The sequence below is a fragment of the Phreatobacter sp. genome (assembly GCF_030691135.1).
GTDB lineage: Bacteria > Pseudomonadota > Alphaproteobacteria > Rhizobiales > Phreatobacteraceae > Phreatobacter.
In genome coordinates, this window is record NZ_JAUYFA010000052.1 from 24,219 (window position 1) to 46,773 (window position 22,555).

Consider the following 22,555-nt stretch of genomic DNA (forward strand, 5'->3'; position numbering starts at 1 on the left):
ACCTTCCTTGATGACCGATGCCGTCACCCGCGCCTTCGAGGCGCTCGAAGCCAACCGTCGCGCTTTGATGGTGATGTCGCTGCCGGAAATGTTCGACGAAGATCCCAGGCGGTTTGAGCGTTTCTCCCTGAAGCTCGGCCCGCTGCTGATGGACTGGTCGAAGACGCGCGTCTCGGCGACGACGATGCGGCTTCTTGTCGACCTCGCTGCGGCTGCCGGTGTCGAGGGCAAGCGCGACGCGATGTTCGCCGGCGAGCGCATCAACGTCACCGAGGATCGTGCCGCCTTGCACGTTGCGCTCCGCAACCTCTCCGGTGCGCCCATGCTCACCGACGGGCGCGACGTCATGCCCGAGGTCGCGGCCGAGCGTGAGCGGTGCTTCGCTTTCGCCGAGGCCGTGCGCACCGGCGCGCTGCGCGGTGCCACCGGCAAGCGCTTCACCGCCATCGTCAACATCGGCATCGGCGGCTCCGACCTCGGGCCGGCCATGGCGGCCCATGCGCTGGCTCCCTATGTCCGGCGCGGCCTCGCCATCCGTTTCGTCTCCAACGTCGACGGCGCCCATATGGCGGACACGCTGAAGGGCCTCGATCCCGCGCGCACGCTTTTCGTCGTCGTCTCCAAGACCTTCACGACGGTGGAGACCATGACCAATGCGCAGACGGCGCGAATCTGGGTGGCGCAGGCCCTCGGCGACGGCGCTGTCGGCCATCATTTCGCGGCCGTCTCGACCAATCTGTCCGCCGTCAACGCCTTCGGCATCGCCGAGGCCAGCATGTTCCGCTTCTGGGACTGGGTGGGCGGGCGCTATTCGGTGTGGTCGGCGGTCGGACTCGCGCTGATGATCGCCATCGGGCCGCGCCAGTTCACGGCCTTCCTCGCCGGGGCGGAGCGCGTCGACCAGCATTTCCGCACCGCCCCCCTGAAGCGCAACATGCCCGTCGTCATGGGTCTCCTCGGCCTCTGGCACCGCAACGTCTGGGGCTATTCCAGCCATGCGGTGCTTCCCTACGACCAGCGGCTCGCCCGCCTGCCGGCCCATCTCCAGCAAGTCGACATGGAGAGCCTCGGCAAGGGCGTGACGCTCGCCGGCAAAGCGGTGACGCGGCCGACCGGACCCATCCTCTGGGGCGAACCGGGCACCAACGGCCAGCACGCCTTCTTCCAGCTCCTGCACCAGGGCACCGAAGTCGTGCCCTGCGACTTCCTCGTCGCCGCCTCGCCGCACGAGCGCGGCCGCAAGCATCACGACCTGCTGATCGCCAATTGCCTCGCCCAGAGCCAGGCGATGATGCGGGGCCGCAGTTTCCAGGAGGCACGCGACCAGTTGATCGACCGCGGCATGGGCAAGGCCGAGGCCGAACGCCTTGCCCCCCACAGGGTCTTTCCCGGCGATCGGCCCTCGACCACCTTCCTCTACCGCAAGCTCGATCCGGCGACGCTCGGCATGATTGTCGCGCTCTACGAGCACAAGGTCTTCGTCATGGCCGCCGTCCTTGGCATCAACGCCTTCGACCAGTGGGGCGTCGAACTCGGCAAGGAACTCGCGACCCGGCTCGAGCCGCTCGTCGCCGGCCGCAGCACCGATATGTCCGGGCTCGATTCCTCCACCGCGGGGCTTCTGGCGCAGTTGAAGAAGCTCAGGGTCTGAGACGGCGGAGCTGATGGCCTGACGAGGGAAGACCTCTCGGCCCTCGGCGTCATGGCCAGGACGAGCCCGGTCATGACGCTTTGGGGTCGGCGTCGTGTCCGCGACGCCCTCAAAAACCGCCGATCTGGCCCCTATGCCGCCGGCCCCACGGTCACCGGCGTGTAGTCCTGGAACCAGTTGCGCGCCTGGACGAAGCCCTTCACCCGGGCGGAGAGGCCACGCGGGTTGAGGTCATGCACGACGAACAGCGCCGCGGCGTCGTCGACCAGCAGCGCGTGCAGCTTGCCCATCGCCTCGTTCTGCGCTGCCGGATCGAAGGCCTCGCGCATCACCTTGATCTGCGCATCGATGGCCGGGTTGTTGTACCAGCCCCAGTTGACGCCACGTGGCGCGGTGAGGGTCGAATCGTAGATCACCCAGCCGGTCGTCGGGTCGATGGAGGGGATTGCGATGTTGAGCGCGTGGAAGCCCTTCTGCTGGTCGGTGCGCGTGCCGCCGCGCAGCATGTTGATGATGGTGGTGAAGTCCACCACCTCGAACTTCACGTCGATCCAGATCTCCTTGAGGTTCTCCTGGATCATTTCGTTCATCGGCAGCGGCACCATCTGCCCGCCGCCGCCGGACGCGATGACCGCGACGACCTCCAGCCGTTTGGCGGGTCCGTAGCCGGCTTCCGTCATCAGCCGCTTCGCCGCCGCGACATCATGGCGGATGTCGAAGCTCGGCTTGCCGAACCAGGGATCGCCGGGCAGGACCTTGCCCTTGGCCGGCAGCGCCGTGCCGGAGAGCAGTTGCACCATGCTGTCGCGATCGATGGCGAGGTTCGCCGCCCGTCGCACCCGAACGTCGGCGAAGGGTGTGCCGGGATTGACGTTGAGCCGCCAGGCCCAGATGTGGGGGTAGGAGTTCTGGACCACCTGGAAGCCCGCCGACTTCAGGGAGGGAATGGCGTCAGGCGGCAGCGTTTCCGCGATGTCGATCGTGCCGGAGCGAAGGGATGCGATACGGGCATTGGCGTCGGGGATCGGCAGCAGCACGGTGCGCTGCGTCTTCGGCACGCGGGACTTGTCCCAATAGGCGGCGTTGGCTTCCAGCTCGACCCGCTCGCGCGGCGTGACGGAGACGACCTTGTAGGGACCGGTGCCGGCCGGGCGCTGGGTGAACCTCTGCCAGTCGCCGCCGAGTTCGGCGAGCCGCGCCGGGCTGACGAACCACAGATAGGCGAGCTGATAGGGCAGCATGCCGTCGACGACGTTGGTGGTCACGGCGATCGTCCTGGCGTCGATCTTCGTGTAGCCGGCAATCGACGACAGGCGCGAGCGCACGAGCCCGACGCGCGGCTGGTGGAACTGCGGGGCGTCCGCCTTGAAGATGGAATCGAAGTTCCAGATGACGGCATCGGCATCGAAGGCCGTCCCGTCGTGGAAGGTGACGCCCTCGCGCAGGGTGATGATCCAGCGCTGCCGGTTGGCAGGGTCGATCTCCCATTTGGTCGCGAGACCGGGCGTCAGGCCCGACGGCTGATCGGCCTTGGTCATGTCCCAGTTGACCAGCGCGTCGAAGACCATATAGGCGCCGAAGCGCAGGCCCTCGAAGCCGCCCTCCGGCCCGCCCCACATGCGCGGTACGTCGGAGAGCGAGATGCCGATGCGCAGCGGTGCGCTGGTCGCCTGGGCGCCGGCAGCGCCCGGCAGGGTCGCCGCGCCGGCCGCCAGGGCCGCACCCTTCAGGATGGTCCGGCGGGAAAAGGCACTGCTCGTGAGGGTCTTGCGCGCCATGACGGCCTCCAGGTTCGGTCACCTGAAGGACAGTGCATACAATTCATGTGCCAGCCGGACAGCCGGCGTAAATCCCTGAAATAACGCCACAATTGCGGCGGCAGGCGAAGCGGCCACTGGATTCGGATGCGGCAGCCTGCCTCCGTGCAAGGCAGGCGCCGTCCGTGGCGCGGCCGCGGGCGATCAGCGCCCCAGCGGTTCGCCGACGCCGACGCGCTCGGTGATCAGGCCGTAATGCTCGATGCGGCGATGGCGCTTGAAGTCGAAGATCGTCTCCTTGCCGAAGACGGTGTCGTCGAGATCGCAGGGCACCACGAGCACGCCGTCGTCCTCGTGCGGCAGTTCGCCGACGATCTTGCCGTTGGGATCGACGATCAGCGTACCGCCCATCAGGTGGTTGCCGTCCTCCGTGCCCGCCTTGGCGACGGCGACGACCCAGGTGGCGTTCTGGTAGGCGCCGGCCTGGCAGGACAGGCGGTGGTGGAACAGCCGGTCTTCCATGCCCTCGCCGGCGCGCTGCGAATTGACCGACGGCGTGTTGAAGCCGAGCACCACCATCTCGACGCCCTGCAGGCCCATCACCCGGTAGGTCTCGGGCCAGCGCCGGTCGTTGCAGATCGCCATGCCCATCAGCCCACCCTCGAAGCGCCAGACCGGGAAGCCGGTGTCACCCGGCTCGAAATAGCGCTTCTCGAGATGCTGGTGCGTGCGCTCGGGATCGAACTCCACATGGCCGGGCAGGTGGGTCTTGCGGTATTTGCCGATGATGGTGCCGGCCTTGTCGACCAGGATCGAGGTGTTGAAATGGTGCCCGTCGGGCGTCAGCTCGGCATAGCCGAAGCTCATCGCCATGCCGAAAGCCCTGGCCTTGTCGAAGAGCGGCTGCGTCGCCGCATTGGGCATGGAGGCCTCGAACCAGTCGTCCATCTTCGCGCGGTCCTCCTCGTACCAGCGCGGGAAGAAGGTGGTCAGCGCCAGTTCGGGATAGACGATGAAGGTGGCGCCCTTGGCCTTGGCCTCCTCCATCAGCGCGATCATGCGGGCCACCACGCTGGCGCGGCTCTCGGCCTTCTGGATGGGGCCGAGCTGCGCTGCGGCGACGGTGACGATACGGGCCATGAAGGGTCTCCTGGAAAGGGCCTCTAGTGTCCGAGCCGGTGTTCGAGCCGGCTGACGAGCCGCACGATGGGCCAGAGGACGATGAGATAGAGGAAGGCGGCAAGGACGATGGGCGAGGTGTTGTAGGTCACGCTTCGGGCCATGTCGGCGGCATAGAGGAGCTCGGTGAAGGACACGACCGAGGCGATGGACGTCAGCTTGATCACCTCCACCGTGTTGGAGACGAGGTCCGGCAGCACGTTGCGCGTCGCCTGCGGCAGCACGACGGACCGGTAGGTCTGCACCCAGGTGAGCCCGGTGGAGCGCGCCGCCTCCCATTGTCCCTTGCCGACGGATTCGATGCCGGCACGGAAGATCTCGCCGTAGAAGGACGAGGCGTTGAGGAAGAAGGCGACGCAGACCGCCATGAAGGGCGACATGCGGATGCCGGCGAAGGGCAGGCCGGAATAGATGATGATCAGCAGCACGAGTGGCGGCACGGCGCGGAAGAAGTCGACATAGGCCCGCGTGGCGAGGCGCAGCGCCCGCGAGCGCGACATCGCCCCCGTCGCCACCATCAGCCCCCCGGCGAGGCCGAGCGGAATGACGGCGAGGCACAGCAGCAGCGTCATCTGCGCGCCGCCGAAAATGATCGGCCAGGCCTGCCGCATGATGTCGAAGTTGAGGAACTGGAAGAGGAAGATCTCCATCACGCCCTCTTCCAGGCGAAGCGCCGTTCGATCCACGAGCCGAGGACGACGACAGGCACGAAGATGAGGATATAAGCCACGGCGGCCATCATCAGCGGCGTCGCATTGCCTGACAGCGACATGGCCGACGTGCCCTCGTTCATGATCTCGCCGACGCCGATCACCGTGCCCAGCGCGGTGTTCTTGGTCACCGCGATGGTGCGGTTGGTCAGCGGCGGTACGCAGATGCGGATCGCCTGCGGCAGGATTACCGACGTCATGGTCTGCCAGTGGCTGAGCCCGGTGGAGCGCGCAGCCTCCCACTGGCCCTTGCGCACCGAGACGATGCCCGACCAGAAGATCTCCTCGGCGAAGGCCGCCAGCACCAGCGACAGCACCAGCCAGAGCACAGCGAAGCCGGAAATGTTGATGCCGAGACTGGGCAGGCCGAAATAGACGATGAGGATGGCGACCAGCGGCGGCAGGGCGCGGAACACGTCGACGAAGACGATGATCGGCGCATTGGCGAGGCGCGAGCGGTAGCTGCGGATCACCGCGAGGACGAGGCCGAGGGCAAGGCCGGTGATCACCACCGCCACGGCGATCTGCAGCGTCACGGCGACGCCCGAGAGGATGTCGGGCCAGTAGCGGGCGATCAGTTCCGGCTTCAGGAAGGCTTCCTGGAAGCGCTCCAGACCGGTCATGTGCGGCAGCCCCGGTCGGGTCCGGCCTTCGCGTGGACATGCCCCACCCGAACCCTCCCCGTCTCGCTCCGCTCGGCGGGGAGGGGGACTTTGACGCTTAGCCCTTCATGCTCCGGTCGAGCCTGGCTCGGCCGTCGGCGATACGGCGGGACGCCGAAGTCCCCCTCTCCTCGCGACAGCGAGGGGAGGGTGCGGGTGGGGCCATTCCCGTCAGTCCGCGCCAGGCGATCCGAAACCTTCACCGCGACAGCTCCCCGACGAAGTCCCGTGTCCGGGGATGCTGCGGGTTGCCGAAGATCTCCGCCGGCGTGCCCTGCTCGAGGATCTGGCCGTCCGCCATGAAGACGATGCGGTCGGCGGCGTCGCGGGCGAAGCGCATCTCGTGGCTGACGACGACCATGGTCATGCCCGAGGCCTTGAGGTCGCGCATCACGCCGAGCACCGCACCGACGAGTTCCGGATCGAGCGCCGAAGTCGGCTCGTCGAAGAGCATGATCTTCGGTTCCAGCGCCAGCGCCCGGGCGATCGCCACGCGCTGCTGCTGGCCGCCCGAGAGCTCGGACGGATAACTCGGTGCCTTTTCCTTGAGGCCCACCCGATCGAGGGCGGCGAGGCCGATCGCCTCGGCTTCATCCCGACTCTTGCCGAGCACCTTGCGCAGGGCCAGCGTGACGTTCCCGAGCGCCGTCATGTGCGGGTAGAGGTTGAAGGCCTGGAAGACCATGCCGAACTGACGGCGCATCGCGTTCATGTCGCTGCCTCGCGCCATCAGGTCGACGCCGTCCACGACCACCTGGCCGGCAGTGGGTTCCTCCAGCCTGTTGCAGCAGCGCAGCATGGTCGACTTGCCCGAGCCCGACGGCCCGATGATGAAGACCAGCTCCCGCGCGGCGACGGAAAAGTCGATGCCGCGCAGGATTTCGGTGGTGCCGAAGCTCTTTCTCAGGCCCCGGACGTCGAGCAGTGCCGACATCAGCAGCGCGGCTCGCGGGCGGTCGCGTCATAGCCCGGAAGGCCGGGAACGCCCGAGCCGGGGAAGATGGTGGCAGCGGCCGAATCCGGACGCGGCGCGATGCCGAACCACTTCTCGAAGATCTTCGCCATGGTGCCGTCCTTCTTGATGCACTCGATGGCGTTCTCGACCATGTCACGGGTGGCGGTGTCGCCGTTGCGCGCCGGCACCGCCCAGACCAAACCGGTCTTGTGCAGGTAGTCGATCTTGATCTGCGGATTGTTTCGCACGGCGAAGGCGGCGACCGTCTCGGCGGTGATGTTGGCGACTGCGCGGCCGGCGATGACCGCCTGCACGGCGTCGGTCTGAGTGCCGAAGGCTTCCACCTTCCAGCCGACGCTCGCCTCCATCGACTTCGCCCAGCTCTCGTAGGCTGAGCCGCGATTCACGGAGACGACCTTGTCGCGCAGCGAAGCGAGGTTGGTGACAGGCGCATCGCCGCGGCGGGTGATGAGCCGGAAGTCGGTATCGAGATAGCCTTCCGTGAACAGCATGCTCGTGGCGCGCTCGGGCGTCGCCGTCACCGGTGCCATGACGAAGTCGTAGGTTCCGGCATTCAGCGCCGGGATGATGCCGGAGAACTGAGTCGAGGTGATCTCGATGGGCCGGCCGAGGCGCTTGCCGATCTCGTTGGCGAGGTCGACGTTGAAGCCCTGGATGCCGCCGCCGGCGAGGTTCGGGAAGGCATGCGGGGCGAAGGTGCCGTCGACCGCGGTCTTGATGGGCGCCTGGGCCAGGGCCGGTCCGGTCATGAGCGCCGCGAGGCCTGCGGCGGCGAGAATATGGCGGAGCATGATGGAAACCCTCTGTTGCGAAACCGTTGTGACGGCGGTGGATCCCAACGTAACCACGCAAAAAAGGCCACCTCAATATCATTTACGATGAATAATGAGGCCTGGAATATAATCGTTGATTATATTGCCCGCTCCATGGGCACGAGGGCCCGACCATGCTCAATCTGCGGCAACTGGAAATCTTCCGGGAGGTCATCCGCTGCCAGACCACCGTCGGCGCGGCTGAGGCGCTGGCCATTTCGCAGCCGGCCGTCTCCAACGCCATCAGGCAAATCGAGGCCCAGCTCGGACTGCCGCTCTTCGACCGGATCGGCAATCGCCTGGTTCCGACCGCCGAGGCGCAGGAGGTGATGCGCGGCTCGGAGCCGATCTTCTCGCTCTACCGCGCCTTCTCCCAGAAGCTGAAGGACCTGCGCGACACGCGGACGGGGAGCCTGCGGGTCCTCTCGACGCCGGCTCTGGCCAACGCCCTGGTGCCGCGCGCGCTGAAGGCCTTTCTCGCGAACCGGCCGGACATGCACGTCTTCTTCGACGTCAGGCGGACGCCCGGCGTGGTGGAGGCTGTCGAGACGGGCTTCGTCGATCTCGGCTTCTCGCTCTCGCCGCAGCCGCGCCCGGGCATCGAGGCCACCGCCATCTGCACGGGACAGATGGTCTGCGTCTGCCCGCCCGACCATCCGCTCGCCGACCGTTCGGAGATTTCGGCAGCCGATCTCGCGGCCCACCGCCTCATCGGGTTCGAGCCTGGCACGCCGCTCGGCTTTGCCCTCAACCAGGGTTTCTGGACCCCGGCGCTGCAGGAGCGGGTGATGATCGAGACGCGCTACAGCGGCACGGCCTGCCTTCTGGCCGAGAGCGGGGTGGGCGTCGCCGTGGTCGATTCCTTCGCCGTGGTCGGCGGTCGCTACGACCTCGTGTTCCGGCCGCTCAGCCCGCGGGTGCCGATCCACGCCTTCGCCCTGACGGCACGGGGGCAGCCGCCGAAGCGCGTGGTGCGCGCCTTCCTTAAGGAGGTGCAGGCGAGCGCGGTGCGCTTCGCCGACCCCTTCGTGGCGCTGCCGTGAGCGAGCCGGCATGGAAGCCTTGCGACGGCCGGCTTTGACCGGCACCCTCGTTCCATGGCATCGGCAGCGTCGAAACGCGCCCCCTCGAGAGGATAAAAGCCATGAAGGCGAACGGAACGGAACTGACGACCGCCAGCGGCGTCTATGTGATCGCGGCGACGCCCTTCCATGAGGACGGCCGCATCGACGAGAAGTCGACGGATTCCATGGTCGATTTCTACCGTGCCTGCGGCGCCGACGGCCTCACCATCCTCGGTGTGATGGGCGAGGCGCCCAAGCTCGCCGCCGAGGAATCGGTCGCCATCTCGAAGCAGATCATCCAGCGCGCCGGCCCTTCCATGCCGGTCATCGTCGGCGTCTCGGCGCCGGGCTTCGCCGCCATGCGCTCGCTCGCCCGCACGGTGATGGATGCCGGCGCTGCCGGCGTCATGATCGCCCCGCCCAACACGCTGCGCACCGACGACCAGATCATCGGCTATTACAAGCAGGCGGTGGATGCGATCGGCGACGACGTGCCCTTCTGCATCCAGGATTTCCCCATCACCTTCTCGGTGGTGATGAGCCCGAAGGTCATCCGCTCCATCATCCAGGAACTGCCCTCCTGCGTGATGCTGAAGCACGAGGACTGGCCGGGCCTGGAGAAGATCTCGACCCTGCGCGGCTACGAGGCTGACGGCTCCATGCGCCATGTCTCCATCCTCTGCGGCAATGGCGGCCTCTTCCTCGACTTCGAATGCGAGCGCGGCGCCGACGGTGCCATGACCGGCTATGCCTTCCCGGACATGCTGGTGGACGTGGTGAAGCTGCAGAAGGCCGGCAAGCGCGACGCCGCCCATGATCTCTTCGACGCCCATCTGCCGCTGATCCGCTACGAGCAGCAGCCGGGGGCGGGCCTCGCCGTGCGCAAGTACCTCATGAAGAAGCGCGGCGTCATCGCTTCCGACGCCCAGCGCAAGCCCAGTGCGCCGCTGTCGGCCAAGGCCCGCGCCGAGGTCGACTACCTTTTCGACCGGCTGGCCAAGCACGACGCCCGCGCCAAGGCGGCGTGAGCCGGCGCGGAGACCGCCGGCGCTCGTCCCGGCGGTCCGCGGGCGGTGGGGGCAACCATGCAAAGGCGCGCTGGACTTCGCTCCGGCGCGGCAGTGATATGCGCGCTGGCTGATCGACCCCGAGGGCATCATGGACAACAGAAGCGACCTGTGGCGTCAGGTTGATGCGGCATCGGGCCGTCTCATCGCGCTTTCCGACCGCGTCTGGGGGATGCCGGAGGTCTGCTACACCGAGGCGCGCTCCTGTGCCGAGCATACCGCCCAGCTGAAGGCCGAGGGTTTCCGCGTCACCGAGAATGCCGCCGGCATCCCGACCGCCGTCATCGGCGAGGCGGGCGAGGGTGGACCGGTCATCTGCTTCCTCGGCGAATATGACGCCCTGCCGGGCCTCAGCCAGGAGGCGGGCGTCGCCGAGCATCGTCCGGTCGAGACCGGCGGCCACGGCCATGGCTGCGGCCACAATCTCCTCGGTTCGGCGGCGCTGCTGGCGGCCACCGCCATGAAGAACTGGCTCGCCGAGAACGGCATTCCCGGACGGGTCCGCTACTACGGCTGCCCGGCGGAAGAGGGCGGTGCGGCGAAGGCCTTCATGGTGCGCGCTGGCGCCTTCGCGGACGCCGACGTCGCCATCACCTGGCACCCCGGCAGTTGGTGGGAGGTCGCGCCGCCGCTGTCGCTGGCCAATACCCGCGCCGACTTCATCTTCACCGGCAAGGCGGCCCATGCGGCGGCGTCGCCCCATCTCGGCCGCTCGGCGCTCGATGCGGTTGAACTGATGAATGTTGGCGTCAATTACATGCGCGAACATATGCCCTCGGACGCGCGGGTGCATTACGCGCTCCTCGACACCGGCGGGATCGCGCCGAACGTCGTGCAGGCGCACGCGCGCGTGCGCTACTCGATCCGCGCCCGGGATCTTCCCGGAATGCTCGAACTGGTCGGGCGGGTGAAGAAGATCGCCGAGGGCGCAGCGCTGATGACCGAGACGAAGATGGAGGTGAAGATCATCTCCGCTGTCTCCAACATTCTCGGCAACACGCCGCTGGAAGAGGCGCTGCAGGGCGTGATGGAAGATCTCGGCCCGCCGCATTTCGACGAGACCGACCAGGATTTCGCCCGGCAGATCCAGGCGACCCTGACGCCGCAGGATATCGCCAGCGTCTATCGCGCCATCGGACTCGAGCCGGAAGACAAGCCGCTGGCCGACTTCACCGTGCCGCTCGACGCCAGGCGCAATCCCTTCATCGGCTCCACCGATGTCGGCGACGTCAGCTGGGTGGTGCCGACCGTGCAGGCCCATGCGCCCACCGTCGCCGTCGGCACGCCGTTCCACACCTGGCAGGTGGTGGCCCAGGGCAAGACGCCCGCCGCCCACAAGGCCATGGTCCAGGTGGCGAAAGCCATGGCCGCGACCGGGGTGGCGGTCCTCAGCGATCCAGCGCTCATGGCTGCCGCCAAGGCGGACCTTGCCCGCCGCACCAAAGCCACGCCCTATATCTGCCCGATCCCCGACGATATCGGGCCGCCGCTCACCATGTCCGCCGGCTGACGGCCGGTTCACGAAAGGTCCCCCGATGATCCGCTTCTACTTCAACGGCTCGCCCAACCCGACCAAGGTCGCGCTCCTTCTCGAGGAGACCGGTCTCGCCTATGAGCCTGTCGCGGTCGACACCCGCACCGGCGCCCAGTTCGCGCCCGGCTATCTCGCCATCAGTCCCAACGGCAAGGTGCCGGCCATCGTCGACGGCGATGCTGTGGTCTTCGATTCCAACGCCATCCTGCTCTATCTCGCCGAGAAGAGCGGCCAGTTCATTCCCCCGGCCTCCGACGCCAAGGCGCGTGGCGAGCTCCTGTCCTGGCTGATGTTCGTCGCCACCGGTATCGGCCCCTATTTCGGCCAGGCGGTGCATTTCCGGCATTTCGCCCCCGAGCCGGTGCCCTATGCCCATGACCGCTACCAGTACGAGGCCGACCGCCACCTGAAGGTGGTCGAGGCCCATCTCGCCGGCCGCGACTGGATGGTGGGCGGCGCCTATTCCATCGTCGACATGGCACTCTGGGGCTGGATCCGCATGCTGCCCTTCGTCCTCGGCGACGACGCCTGGTCGCGCTATCCGAACGTCAAGAAGCTGCACGATGCCGTGGCGGCCCGCCCCGCCGCCGCCCGCGCCGTCGCCCTGAAGGACCGCTTCACCTTCAAGGCGCAGATGGACGACGAGGCCCGTGCCATCATGTTCGGCCACCTGAAGAAGGCCGGCTGATCGGAGCCTCGCCCGGCCATGCCGCATCCCGCTCCTGCCGTTCGGCCTATTGCGACGGTCGGGGGCGGGGTGAATGCTGGCCGCAGAGGTTCATCTTCGGGAATTCCGCATGGCCAGTGAGCCGATCCCCGCACCCCTGGTCGCCTTCGCCGGCGCCAGGCCACCGGCGCCGCCATGGTTCACCGGGGCCCTCGCCGCGGAGCCCGAGCGTTCCACGCACCAGGGCGCCGGCGTGACGATCGAGTGCCTCGCCTGGGGCGAGCGCGGCAAGCCCGGGCTGCTGCTGCTGCACGGCGGCTCGGCCCATGCCGACTGGTGGAGCCATCTCGCGCCCTTCTTCGCGCGGACCCACCGCGTCGTCGCCCCGTCCTGGTCGGGCATGGGCGGAAGCGACTGGCGCCCGGCCTATTCCATGGACGACCTGATGGGCGAGATGCTCGCCACCATCGATGCGACCGGTCTCGATGCCGGGCCGGTCAAGCCGGTCGTCGTCTCCCATTCCTTCGGCAGTTTCCCCGCCATGGCCTTCGCCGCGACGCACGGCCATCGCATCGGCGGCCTCATCACCATCGACTCGCCCTTCCTGTCGAAGGAGTTGCGGGCGAAGCGCGATTTCGGCCGGCCCTCGTCGCGCGAGCCGCGCGACACGCTCGTCTACGACAGTTTCGAACAGGCGCTCGCCCGCTTCCGCCTGATGCCGGCCCAGACCGTGGAGAACCTCTACATCGTCGACAACATCGCCCGTCATTCGCTGCGCGAGGTGACCAGGAAGGACGGCAACGGCGGCTGGACCTGGCGCTTTGACCCCTTCATGTGGTCGCGGATGACCAGGCGCGAGCCGGCCGAGGACCTCGCCGCGGCGACCTGCCGGCTCGCCGTTACCTGGGGCTCGGATTCGGTGCTGTTTCCCGACGAGGTGAAGGCCTACGTTCGCCGGCAGGCGCCATCGGGGACCTTCTTTGTCGAAATCCCCGAGGCCCAGCATCACGTGCTGATCGACCAGCCCCTCGCCCTCGTCACGGTGATGCGGACGGTCCTGTCGGCCTGGGATGCTGAGGACAAGGCCCGGTAAACGGGCGGCAAGGTCTCGGGAGGACCGCATGGGCAGGCTCAAGGGCAAGCGCACCATCGTCACCGGTGCGGCGAGCGGCATCGGCCGGGCAAGCGCCCGCCTCTTCGCCAGGGAGGGCGCCTCGGTGCTCCTCGTCGACCGCTCAGCGGAGGCGGTCGAAGCAGTGGCGGCGGAGATTCGCGCCACCGGCGCCACGGCCGTTGCCATGGCTGCCGATGCGGGCTCGGAGACGGATGTGAAGGCCTATGTCGCCCGCGCCGTCGCCGCATTCGGCGGCATCGATGCGATCTATGCCAATGCCGGCATTTCCGGTGGCCTGACGCCCTTCTTCGATCTCACCGTGGACAGTTGGCAGGAGATCCTGCGCGTCAACCTGATCGGCCCCTTCCTCGCCATCCGCGAAGTTGCCCCGCTGATGATCGCGCAGGGGGCGGGGGCCATCGTCTGCACCGCCTCCGTGGCCGGCCTCAAGGCCAATGCCGGCGGGGCACCTTACTCGGCCTCCAAGGCCGGCGTCATCAGCCTGGTGCAGACCGCCGCCAATGCCTTCTATGGCACCGGCGTCCGCGTCAACGCCGTCTGCCCCGGCCTGATCGAGACCGGCATGACGGTGCCGATCTTCGATCATGCCCGCAAGCGCGGCAGCGAGGGCAAGCTCGGCCAGCTCAACCCCCTGAACCGCCCCGGCCAGCCCGAGGAGATCGCCGCCATGGCCTGTTTCCTAGCCAGCGACGAGGCGAGCTACGTCAATGGCCAGGCCTTCCCCGTCGATGGCGGCCTGTCCTCGACCCTGCCCTTTGCCGGTCAGCGCCCGCGCTGACGCCCCGACCATCCAGCCATTGCACCCAAGGAGTTTGCCCGTGACCGCCATCAACGACGTCGTCGATCTCGCAACCGAAGGGGCCGTGGCCGTCGTCACCGTCGCCTCGCCGCCGGTCAACGCGCTCTCCGCCAATGTCCGCACCGGCATCGCCGAGGCGGTGCAGAAGGCCGGCACCGACCCCGCCGTGAAGGCCGTCGTCATCCATTGCGCCGGACGCACCTTCATCGCCGGTGCCGACATCACCGAGTTCGGCAAGCCGCCGAAGGGCGTGCCGCTCAGCGAGGTCAATGCGATCATCGAGGGCTGTCCGAAGCCGGTCGTGGCGGCCATCCACGGGACGTCGCTCGGCGGCGGCCTTGAACTGGCGCTGTCCTGCCATTACCGCGTCGCCGTGCCCTCGGCGAAGCTCGGCCTTCCCGAGGTGAAGCTCGGGCTCGTGCCCGGGGCGGGCGGCACGCAGCGCCTGCCGCGCCTGATTGGCGTCGAGCGCGCGCTCGAGGTCATCGCCTTCGGCGAGCCGATGAAGGCGGCGGAGGCGGCGAGCCACGGCCTTGTCGATGCCGTCGCCGGCGAAGCGACCCTGCGGGCGGATGCGCTCGCCTTCGCCGAGAAGCTCGTCGCCGAGGCGGCGCCGCTCGCCAAAGTGCGTGACCGCGCCGAGAAACTCGTCGCCGATCCCGCGGTCTTCGCCGCCTTCCGCAAGGCCAATGCCCGCCGCTTCCGCGGTTTCGAGGCGCCGGAGGCCTGTATCCAGTGCGTCGAGGCGGCGGTATCCATGCCCTTCGACCAGGGCCTGAAATTCGAGCGCGACACCATCATGCGCCTGATGGTCGGCACCCAGTCCCTCGCCCAGCGCTATGTCTTCTTTGCCGAGCGCCAGGCCGCCAAGATCCCCGACGTTCCCGAGACCACGCCCACCCGCAAGATCGCCAGGGTCGGCATCATCGGTGCCGGCACGATGGGCGGCGGCATCGCCATGAACTTCGTCAATGTCGGCATCCCCGTCACCATCGTCGAGACCAGGCAGGAGGCCCTCGACCGCGGCCTCTCGGTCATCCGCAAGAACTACGAGAATACCGCCAAGCGCGGCCGCCTCACCATGGTTGATGTCGAGACCCGCATGGGGCTCTTCTCGCCGACGCTCGATCTCGCTGCCCTCGCCGATTGCGACCTCATCATCGAGGCGGTCTTCGAGAACATGGACATCAAGAAGGAGGTCTTCGGCAAACTCGACGCCATCGGCAAGCCCGGCGCCATCCTCGCCACCAACACCTCCTATCTCGACGTCGACCAGATCGCGGCGATGACGCAGCGCCCCGAGGACGTCATCGGCATGCACTTCTTCTCGCCGGCCAACATCATGCGCCTGCTGGAGGTGGTGCGCGGCGAGAAGACGGCCAAGGATGTGATCGCCACCGCCATGGGCCTCGCCAAGACCATCGGCAAGGTCGGCGTCCTTGTCGGTGTCTGCCACGGCTTCGTCGGCAACCGGATGCTGGCCCAGCGCCAGCGCGAGGCGAACAAGCTGATCCTCGAAGGCGCCATGCCCTGGGACGTCGACCGGGTGCTCTACGATTTCGGCCTGCCCATGGGACCCTTCGCCATGAGCGACCTCGCCGGCCTCGACATCGGCTGGTCGCGCGAGACCTCCAAGGGCGAGACGCCGCGCGAGATCCTCTGCGAGATGGACCGCCGCGGCCAGAAGACCGGCGCCGGCTTCTACGACTATGACGAGAACCGGGTCGCCCGCCCCTCGCCCGTGACCGAGAAGATCATTCTCGACCTCGCCGCCAAGAAGGGCGTCAACCGCCGCGAGATTTCCGACGAGGAGATCCTGCAGCGCTGCATCTTTCCGATGATCAACGAGGGCGCGAAGATCCTTGAGGAGGGCAAGGCGATCCGCGCCTCCGACATCGATATCGTCTGGATCAACGGCTACGGCTGGCCGGTCTATCGCGGCGGTCCGATGTTCTACGGCGACACGGTGGGGCTGCCCGAGGTGCTGAAGGTGATGAAGGTGTTCGAGGGCCTTCACGGCGCCGACTTCAAGCCGTCGGCGCTGCTGGAGAAGCTGGCGGCCGAGGGCAAGGGCTTTCGCGACCTGTGAGGGCGGGTTGCGCCTCGTTCGGCCGCAGTCGAGCCGAGAGGCGTGCCCGGCACCATAGGCTGAGGAGCAGGCGGGACGCCGTAGTCGCCCTCTCCGCGTAGCGGGGAGGGTAAGGGTGGGGCCTTGTCCCCTGTGCCGGATGGGCTCCCTCTTCCAGAATGCCTGTGTCAGCCGCCCATGAAGGCCCCACCCTTACCCTCCCATCGCTGGCGCCAGGAGAGGGGGATTTCGACGTCGCGCGCGGCAGGGAAAGGCGAGCCGCGCGCAACCGTCTGCAACTGCCCCTACCAGCCCGCCTTCTCCAGGATCTCGCCGATGAGCTCCTGGCTCTTCAGCGCCTCCTCGCCGGAGACCACGGGGTCCCGGCCCTCCTTGATCGCATCGAGGAAGTCGGTGATCAGCAGCCGGTGCCAGTCGTGGGGAAAGTCCATGACATTGGCGCCGCCGCCGGTCGGCCCCTCCTGCCGCAGCACCTCCTCGCGCCCGTCCAGCCAGGCGACCCTGAGATTGCCGCCGGCGAGCCAGGCCGTGCCCAGGCTTCCCATGATCTCGATCCGCTCCTCGCCGCCGGGATAGGCGGCGGTGGTGGCCTGGATGACGCCGGGCGCGCCATTGGCGAGCAGGACGAGGGCGGCGGCGAAATCCTCGGTCTCCATGCGGTGCACGGGGGTGGTCGCGGCGGTCGCCGCGGTCACCGTCATGTCCCCGACCAGCGAGCGGAACAGGTCGAGCGTATGAATGGCCTGCGTCAGCAGCACACCGCCGCCATCGCGCGCCAGGGTGCAGCGACCGGGCTGGTCGTAATAGGCCTGCGGCCGCCACCAGGGCACGGTGCAGGACGCTGCACCGATCGTGCCGAGTCCGTCCTCCGCCATGATCGCCTTCAGCCGCAGCGTCGCCGGGCGGAACCGGTGCTGCAGCGTCACGCCGAGCGTGAGGCCGGAGCCACGCATGGCCGCGACGATCGCCGCGGCACGTTCGAGCGTGATGTCCAGCGGCTTTTCGAGAAGGACGTGCTTGCGCCCCTGCGCCGCCTGCTTGACCAGCTCGAAATGGGAATTGGGCGGCGTCAGGATCCACACCGCGTCGATGTCGCGGCTGGCGAGGACGCCTTCGACATCGGTGGTCATCGGAAAGCTGAAACGCTGCGCGAAGTTCCGCAGCCGGTCCTCGCTGCGCGAGGCCGCGACGACGACCTCCACGCGATTGTCCAGATCCATCAGGCTTTTCGCATGCGGCTCAACCGCATTGCCGAGCCCGATGATCCCGATACGGATCCGTGCCATGCCCTGCCCCCGATGCTTCTCCCGTGCCGCATCTTGCGTGCGGCTACCGCTCATTCTGTGGCACTTCGGCAGTCCTGCACAACCCTCCGCATTGCCCCTTGCCTCCGCGGCGGCTGCCATGCACTTTCGCCGCCTCGTTCGGAGCGTCCCATGAAGAAGATCAAGATCACCGCCGGCCCCTACACGTTCGTCGCCAAGCTCGAGACCGAGGCCGCGCCGAAGACCTGCGCCGCCTTCGAGAAGGCCCTGCCCTTCGTCTCGGAGATCATTCACGTGCGCTGGAGCGGGGAGGGCGTCTGGATGCCCCTCGGCGACCTGAATTTCGGCGTCGACTACGAGAACGCCACCAGCTATCCGGCGCCCGGCCAGCTCATCCTCTATCCCGGCGGCGTCTCGGAGACGGAAATCCTCCTTTCCTACGGCCCGGTCTGCTTCGCCTCCAAGGCGGGCCAGCTCGCCGGCAACCACTTCCTGACCATCGTCGAGGGCCTGGAGAACGTCCACCCGCTGGGACGCCTCGTCCTCCTGAAGGGTGCCCACCCGATCCGCTTCGACGCGCTGTGACGGCACCGCGCATCGCGCCCGGCGGCAAGGCGATCTATGGCGCGCCTCTCGGCATACTTATGCTGGAGGCACGCTTTCCGCGCATTCCCGGCGACATGGGCAACGGCACGACCTGGCCGTTCCCGGTGCTGTTCCGGGTGGTGCGCGGGGCCGATCCCGAGCGTGTCGTGCTGCAGGGCGCGCGCGGCCTGCTGCCGGATTTCATCGCCGCGGCCCGCGACCTCGTCGACCTCGGCGCCGAGGCGATCACCACCAATTGCGGGTTCCTGTCGCTGTTCCAGCGGGAGCTCGCCGAGGCCGTGAACGTGCCCGTCGCCACCTCCTCCCTCATGCAGGTGCCCTGGGTGCAGGCGACCCTGCCGCCGGGCCAGCGCGTCGGCGTGATCACGGTCAGCCGGGCCTCGCTCACCGCCGCCCATCTCGATGCCGCCGGCGTGCCGCGCGACGTGCCGATGGCGGGCACCGAGACCGGCCGCGAATTCTTCCGCGTGCTGATCAAGGCCGAGAAGACCGACATGGACATCGCCCTGGCCGAGGCTGACATCGTCGCCGCCGGTCGCGATCTCGTCGCCCGCCATCCGGAGGTCGGTGCCATCGTGCTGGAATGCACCAACATGCCGCCCTATGCCGCCGCACTGGCCGAGGCCGTCGGACGGCCGGTCTACGACATCTATTCGATGATCACCTGGTTCCACGCCGGCCTGAGGCCGCGCCGCTTCGGCTGACCATCCCCCATCCGGCCCGAAACGCTCTTCGCCCTTGACCGGTGCTCGTCGATGTTATTTGTTTGTCAGCAAGCAAATAATATGACGACGGGATGAGGCGATGGGCGCGGCGGGTGTGCAGAAGCGAACGGTGACGGAGGCTGGCGCCGATGTCGCCATCCGTCGGCGCCGCACCCAGGCCGAGAGGCGGGCCGAAGCTGAATCCCGCGTCCTCGCCGCGACCGCCGAGCTGGTCGCCGAGAAGGGCATCGACGGCGTCACCCTCGCCGAGGCCGGCGAGCGCGCCGGCTACAGCCGCGGCCTTGCCGGCCATTACTTTCGCTCGAAAGACGAATTGCTCGCCGCCATGGCCGAGGCGATCCACGACGAGTTCAGGCAGCAGCGCCGGGAGCGTCTGCGCGGCACATCCGGGCTCGCCCGCCTGATGGCGACGCTCGACGCCTCCTTCGAGCGCCCGGCGGTCGGCATGGTGAAGATGCGGGCCTATATCGCCGTGCTCATGGGCGCCGCCCACAAGCCTGCCCTCGCCGAAGCCGTCGCCACCTTCAACCGGGACTCGGCCACCGAATTCGGTCGACTGATTGCCAGCGCCATCGAGGCGGGAGAGATCCGCCCCGACATCGACGCGCGCACCCAGGCGCTCATCCTCTCCGCCGCCCTGCGCGGCATCATGGCCCAATGGGTGCTCGACCCCGCCGGCGTCGATCTCGTGCAGATCCGCGAAGAGTTCATCACGCTCGTCGCGCGCAGTCTCGCCCATCCCCCAACCTGACCGCAAACGATCCACAAAGGAGGAAGTCCATGGATTTCTCGATGTCCGAACGCCAGCGCTATTGGCGCGACCGCGTGATCGCCTTCATGAACGCCAACGTCTATCCGGCGATGGCGACCTATGACGCCCAGATGGAAGGCTTCGGCGCCAACCGCTGGCAGGTCGTCCCCGTCCTGGAGGAGCTCAAGGCCAAGGCGAAGGCCGAGGGACTTTGGAACCTCTTCCTGCCGCCCTCCGAGGCGCATGACGACGACGAGTTCCATGGCGCCGGCCTGACCAATCTCGAATATGCCATGTGCTCGGAACAAATGGGCCGCGTCGGCTTCGGCTCCGAGGTCTTCAACTGCTCGGCCCCCGATACCGGCAACATGGAGGTGCTGCACCGTTACGGCACCAGGGAGCAGAAGCAGCAATGGCTGCGCCCGCTCATGGCCGGCCAGATTCGCTCGGCCTTCCTCATGACCGAGCCGGCGGTGGCCTCCTCCGACGCCACCAATATCGAGACCTCGATCCGCCGTGACGGCGACCATTACGTCGTCAACGGCCGCAAGTGGTGGTCCTCGGGCGTCGGCGACCCGCGCTGCAAGATCGCCATCGTCATGGGCAAGACCGACACCAGCGCCGCCAAGCACGTCCAGCAGTCGCAGATCCTGGTGCCGCTCGACACGCCCGGCGTGAAGATCCTGCGCCACCTGCCGGTTTTCGGCTTCGACGATGCGCCGCACGGCCATTCCGAGGTGCTGCTGGAGAATGTCCGCGTTCCCGCCAGCAATCTCCTGCTCGGCGAGGGCCGCGGCTTCGAGATCGCCCAGGGTCGCCTCGGACCGGGCCGCATCCATCACTGCATGCGCACGATCGGCGTTGCGGAGATGGCTCTGGAGAAGCTGATCAAGCGCATCCAGTCGCGCGTCGCCTTCGGCAAGCGCGTCTCCGAGCAATCCGTGTGGGAGCAGCGCATCGCCGAGGCCCGCATCGACATCGAGATGACGCGGCTCCTCTGCCTCAAGGCGGCGGACATGATGGACAAGGTCGGCAACAAGGTCGCCAAGCTCGAGATTGCCATGATCAAGGTGGCGGCGCCGCGCATGGCCCTGAAGATCATCGACAACGCCATCCAGGCCCATGGCGGCGGCGGCGTGACGACCGACTTCGGCCTAGCCAAGGCCTATGCCCAGATCCGCACGCTGCGTCTCGCCGACGGCCCGGACGAGGTGCATAACCGCTCCATCGCGCGGATGGAGATGGGCAAATACGCCAGCCATTGAGGGCAGTCGGCCTGTCCGACCGCCGCCGCTCGTCTTGATGCCCCACCCGCACCCTCCCCTCGCTGGCGCGAGGAGAGGGGACTTCCACGCTGCGGCCGCTCCGATGGGTCGGGCCTGGCCCGACGGTCGCGGGTGCATCGCGACGCCGTAGTCCCCCTCTCCCTGGAGCGGAGCGAACAGGGGAGGGAAAGGGTGGGGCCATTCACCCGCAGACAAAAAAGGGAAGGACACGCCATGAATCTCTTCGACATGAGCGGCAAGGTCGCCGTCATCACCGGCTCCTCGCGCGGCATCGGCCGGGCCATCGCCGAGCGCATGGCCGAACACGGCGCCAGGGTCGTCATCTCATCCCGCAAGGCCGGCCCCTGCGAGGAGGTAGCGAGCGCCATTAACGCGAAGCACGGCGCCGGCACCGCCATCGTCGTGCCCGCCAACATCTCCTCCAAGGAGGACCTGCAGCGTCTCGTCGACGAGACGCGCGCCCAGCTCGGCCGCATCGACGTGCTCGTCTGCAACGCCGCCTCCAACCCCTATTACGGGCCGATGGCCGGCATCACCGACGACGCCTTCGGCAAGATCCTCACCAACAACATCGTCGCCAACAACTGGCTGATCTCCATGGTCGTGCCCGAGATGATCGACCGGCGCGAAGGCTCCATCATCATCGTTTCCTCCATCGGCGGGTTGCGCGGCTCGGAGGTCATCGGCGCCTACTGCATCTCCAAGGCCGCCGACATGCAGCTCGCCCGCAACCTCGCCCACGAGCATGGCCGCCACAATATCCGCGTCAACTGCATCGCCCCTGGCCTGATCAAGACCGACTTCGCCAAGGCGCTGTGGGAGGACAAGGAGGCGCGCGAGGCCCGCGAGCGCGAGACGCCGCTGCGCCGCATCGGCGACCCCGACGAGATCGCCGGCGCCGCAGTCTATCTCGGCTCGAAGGCCTCGACCTATATGACGGGACAGTGCCTGGTGGTGGACGGTGGCGTGACGATCTGAGCGGGAGTAGGCAATCGGCAGGAGGCAGTCGTCCGATTGCCGACTGCCCACTTCCGACTGCCTCAATACAGCCCGCGGCCGCCGTTGATCTGCACCGTCTCGCCGGTGATGAAGGCCGCCATGTCGGAGGCAAGGAACAGCACGAGATTGGCGACGTCCTCCGCCGTTCCCTCGCGCCTGAGCGGCGTGCCCTCCACGGCAGACTTCCGCCCCTCAGGCGTGTTGAACTGCACGTGGAAGCGCGTGTCGATGAGCCCTGGCGCCACGCCGTTGACCCGGATGCCGAGCGGCCCGAGTTCCTTCGCCAGCGCGCGGGTATAGGTGACGATGGCCCCTTTCGACGAGGCATAGTGCAGGGCACCCGGCCCGCCGCCGTCCATCGCCGCCAGCGACGACATGGTGACGATGGCGCCGGATTTCTTCTCCGTCATGATCTTCACCGCCGCCTGGCAGGTGAGATAGGTCGACATGACGTTGAGGTCGAAGGTGCGCTGCCACAGGTCGAGCGAGGACGCGGCCGTGCCGACCCGCTGCAGGATGCCGCCGGCATTGGTGAAGACGATGTCGAGCGTGCCGAAGGCGCGCAGCACCGCGGCGAAGGCGGCATCCGTTTCATTCTGCTGCGTCAGGTCGGCCTTGATCGCCAGCGCCTGGCCGCCGGCCTCGGCGATCTCCTTCTCCAGCGCCTTGGCCTCGTCGCCGCTGGAAATATAGGTGAAGGCGACCTTGGCGCCGGCTCTGGCGAAGCCGCGCGTCGCGGCCGCGCCGATGCCCGATGCGCCGCCGGTGACCAGCGCGACCTTGCCCGTGAAATCCATCATGCACTCCCTCGAATGGCGATG

21 protein-coding genes are annotated in these 22,555 nt (G+C 67.8%); 13 read left to right on the forward strand and 8 right to left on the reverse strand.

The window, feature by feature from the left end; all coding sequences use genetic code 11:
- The first annotated feature begins 10 nt into the window (after positions 1 to 10).
- On the forward strand, positions 11 to 1,651 hold the full coding sequence (pgi, locus tag Q8O26_RS08585; RefSeq protein ID WP_305575087.1) for a glucose-6-phosphate isomerase: 1,641 nt from the start codon (positions 11 to 13) through the stop codon (positions 1,649 to 1,651).
- Positions 1,652 to 1,782: 131 nt separating this feature from the next.
- Here pgi and Q8O26_RS08590 read toward each other — a convergent pair whose 3' ends face one another.
- From Q8O26_RS08590 to Q8O26_RS08615, 6 genes are all read right to left on the reverse strand, one after another.
- Positions 1,783 to 3,429, reverse strand: coding sequence for an ABC transporter substrate-binding protein (locus tag Q8O26_RS08590; RefSeq protein WP_305575088.1), 1,647 nt, complete (start codon positions 3,427 to 3,429; stop codon positions 1,783 to 1,785).
- Between the two features lie 183 nt (positions 3,430 to 3,612).
- Positions 3,613 to 4,548, reverse strand: a complete 936-nt coding sequence (locus Q8O26_RS08595; RefSeq protein ID WP_305575089.1) for an N-carbamoyl-D-amino-acid hydrolase — start codon at positions 4,546 to 4,548, stop codon at positions 3,613 to 3,615.
- Between the two features lie 23 nt (positions 4,549 to 4,571).
- On the reverse strand, positions 4,572 to 5,237 hold the full coding sequence (locus Q8O26_RS08600; protein WP_305575090.1) for an amino acid ABC transporter permease: 666 nt from the start codon (positions 5,235 to 5,237) through the stop codon (positions 4,572 to 4,574).
- Positions 5,237 to 5,920 (reverse strand): amino acid ABC transporter permease, encoded by a 684-nt coding sequence (locus Q8O26_RS08605; protein ID WP_305575091.1) that lies wholly within the window; start codon positions 5,918 to 5,920, stop codon positions 5,237 to 5,239. Before Q8O26_RS08605 ends, Q8O26_RS08600 begins: the two co-directional genes overlap by 1 nt.
- A 238-nt stretch (positions 5,921 to 6,158) precedes the next feature.
- Entirely contained in the window at positions 6,159 to 6,893 is a 735-nt protein-coding gene (locus tag Q8O26_RS08610) for an amino acid ABC transporter ATP-binding protein (protein WP_305575092.1), read from the reverse strand.
- Positions 6,893 to 7,726 carry a transporter substrate-binding domain-containing protein gene (locus Q8O26_RS08615; protein WP_305575093.1) on the reverse strand — a complete coding sequence of 278 codons (834 nt, stop codon included), beginning with the start codon at positions 7,724 to 7,726 and terminating at the stop codon, positions 6,893 to 6,895. The genes Q8O26_RS08610 and Q8O26_RS08615 overlap by 1 nt, the downstream gene beginning before the upstream one ends.
- A 155-nt stretch (positions 7,727 to 7,881) precedes the next feature.
- Between Q8O26_RS08615 and Q8O26_RS08620 the strand changes: the two genes are divergently transcribed.
- The 7 genes from Q8O26_RS08620 to Q8O26_RS08650 all read left to right on the forward strand — a co-directional run bounded on the left by Q8O26_RS08620 (position 7,882) and on the right by Q8O26_RS08650 (position 16,102).
- The gene (locus tag Q8O26_RS08620) at positions 7,882 to 8,790 is read left to right on the forward strand and encodes a LysR family transcriptional regulator (protein ID WP_305575094.1); all 909 of its coding nucleotides are present in this window, start codon (positions 7,882 to 7,884) and stop codon (positions 8,788 to 8,790) included.
- Between the two features lie 101 nt (positions 8,791 to 8,891).
- Positions 8,892 to 9,839: a dihydrodipicolinate synthase family protein gene (locus Q8O26_RS08625; RefSeq protein ID WP_305575095.1), complete on the forward strand. Its 948-nt coding sequence runs from the start codon at positions 8,892 to 8,894 to the stop codon at positions 9,837 to 9,839.
- A gap of 130 nt (positions 9,840 to 9,969) precedes the next feature.
- Complete coding sequence (locus tag Q8O26_RS08630) at positions 9,970 to 11,388, forward strand: M20 family metallopeptidase (RefSeq protein ID WP_305575096.1); 1,419 nt, start codon at positions 9,970 to 9,972, stop codon at positions 11,386 to 11,388.
- A 25-nt stretch (positions 11,389 to 11,413) separates the two neighbouring features.
- Positions 11,414 to 12,100 (forward strand): glutathione S-transferase family protein, encoded by a 687-nt coding sequence (locus Q8O26_RS08635; protein WP_305575097.1) that lies wholly within the window; start codon positions 11,414 to 11,416, stop codon positions 12,098 to 12,100.
- A 109-nt stretch (positions 12,101 to 12,209) separates the two neighbouring features.
- Positions 12,210 to 13,172: an alpha/beta fold hydrolase gene (locus Q8O26_RS08640; RefSeq protein WP_305575098.1), complete on the forward strand. Its 963-nt coding sequence runs from the start codon at positions 12,210 to 12,212 to the stop codon at positions 13,170 to 13,172.
- A gap of 28 nt (positions 13,173 to 13,200) precedes the next feature.
- Complete coding sequence (locus Q8O26_RS08645) at positions 13,201 to 13,992, forward strand: SDR family NAD(P)-dependent oxidoreductase (RefSeq protein WP_305575099.1); 792 nt, start codon at positions 13,201 to 13,203, stop codon at positions 13,990 to 13,992.
- A 49-nt stretch (positions 13,993 to 14,041) separates the two neighbouring features.
- Complete coding sequence (locus tag Q8O26_RS08650; RefSeq protein WP_305575186.1) at positions 14,042 to 16,102, forward strand: 3-hydroxyacyl-CoA dehydrogenase NAD-binding domain-containing protein; 2,061 nt, start codon at positions 14,042 to 14,044, stop codon at positions 16,100 to 16,102.
- Between the two features lie 284 nt (positions 16,103 to 16,386).
- Here Q8O26_RS08650 and Q8O26_RS08655 read toward each other — a convergent pair whose 3' ends face one another.
- On the reverse strand, positions 16,387 to 17,388 hold the full coding sequence (locus tag Q8O26_RS08655; RefSeq protein WP_305575100.1) for a Gfo/Idh/MocA family protein: 1,002 nt from the start codon (positions 17,386 to 17,388) through the stop codon (positions 16,387 to 16,389).
- A gap of 150 nt (positions 17,389 to 17,538) precedes the next feature.
- On the opposite strand from Q8O26_RS08655, the gene Q8O26_RS08660 reads away from it, so the two are divergent.
- From Q8O26_RS08660 to Q8O26_RS08680, 5 genes are all read left to right on the forward strand, one after another.
- A complete protein-coding gene (locus Q8O26_RS08660) occupies positions 17,539 to 17,952 on the forward strand; it encodes a DUF3830 family protein (RefSeq protein ID WP_305575101.1) in 414 nt (137 codons plus the stop codon).
- Complete coding sequence (locus tag Q8O26_RS08665; protein WP_305575102.1) at positions 17,949 to 18,677, forward strand: aspartate/glutamate racemase family protein; 729 nt, start codon at positions 17,949 to 17,951, stop codon at positions 18,675 to 18,677. Before Q8O26_RS08660 ends, Q8O26_RS08665 begins: the two co-directional genes overlap by 4 nt.
- A 100-nt stretch (positions 18,678 to 18,777) precedes the next feature.
- Positions 18,778 to 19,449 carry a TetR/AcrR family transcriptional regulator gene (locus Q8O26_RS08670; protein WP_305575103.1) on the forward strand — a complete coding sequence of 224 codons (672 nt, stop codon included), beginning with the start codon at positions 18,778 to 18,780 and terminating at the stop codon, positions 19,447 to 19,449.
- A 29-nt stretch (positions 19,450 to 19,478) separates the two neighbouring features.
- Positions 19,479 to 20,714 (forward strand): acyl-CoA dehydrogenase family protein, encoded by a 1,236-nt coding sequence (locus Q8O26_RS08675; protein ID WP_305575104.1) that lies wholly within the window; start codon positions 19,479 to 19,481, stop codon positions 20,712 to 20,714.
- A gap of 234 nt (positions 20,715 to 20,948) precedes the next feature.
- Entirely contained in the window at positions 20,949 to 21,713 is a 765-nt protein-coding gene (locus Q8O26_RS08680) for an SDR family NAD(P)-dependent oxidoreductase (protein ID WP_305575105.1), read from the forward strand.
- A 62-nt stretch (positions 21,714 to 21,775) separates the two neighbouring features.
- Here the strand turns inward: Q8O26_RS08680 and Q8O26_RS08685 are convergent, their stop codons facing one another.
- Complete coding sequence (locus Q8O26_RS08685) at positions 21,776 to 22,534, reverse strand: SDR family NAD(P)-dependent oxidoreductase (protein ID WP_305575106.1); 759 nt, start codon at positions 22,532 to 22,534, stop codon at positions 21,776 to 21,778.
- Positions 22,535 to 22,555 lie beyond the last annotated feature (21 nt).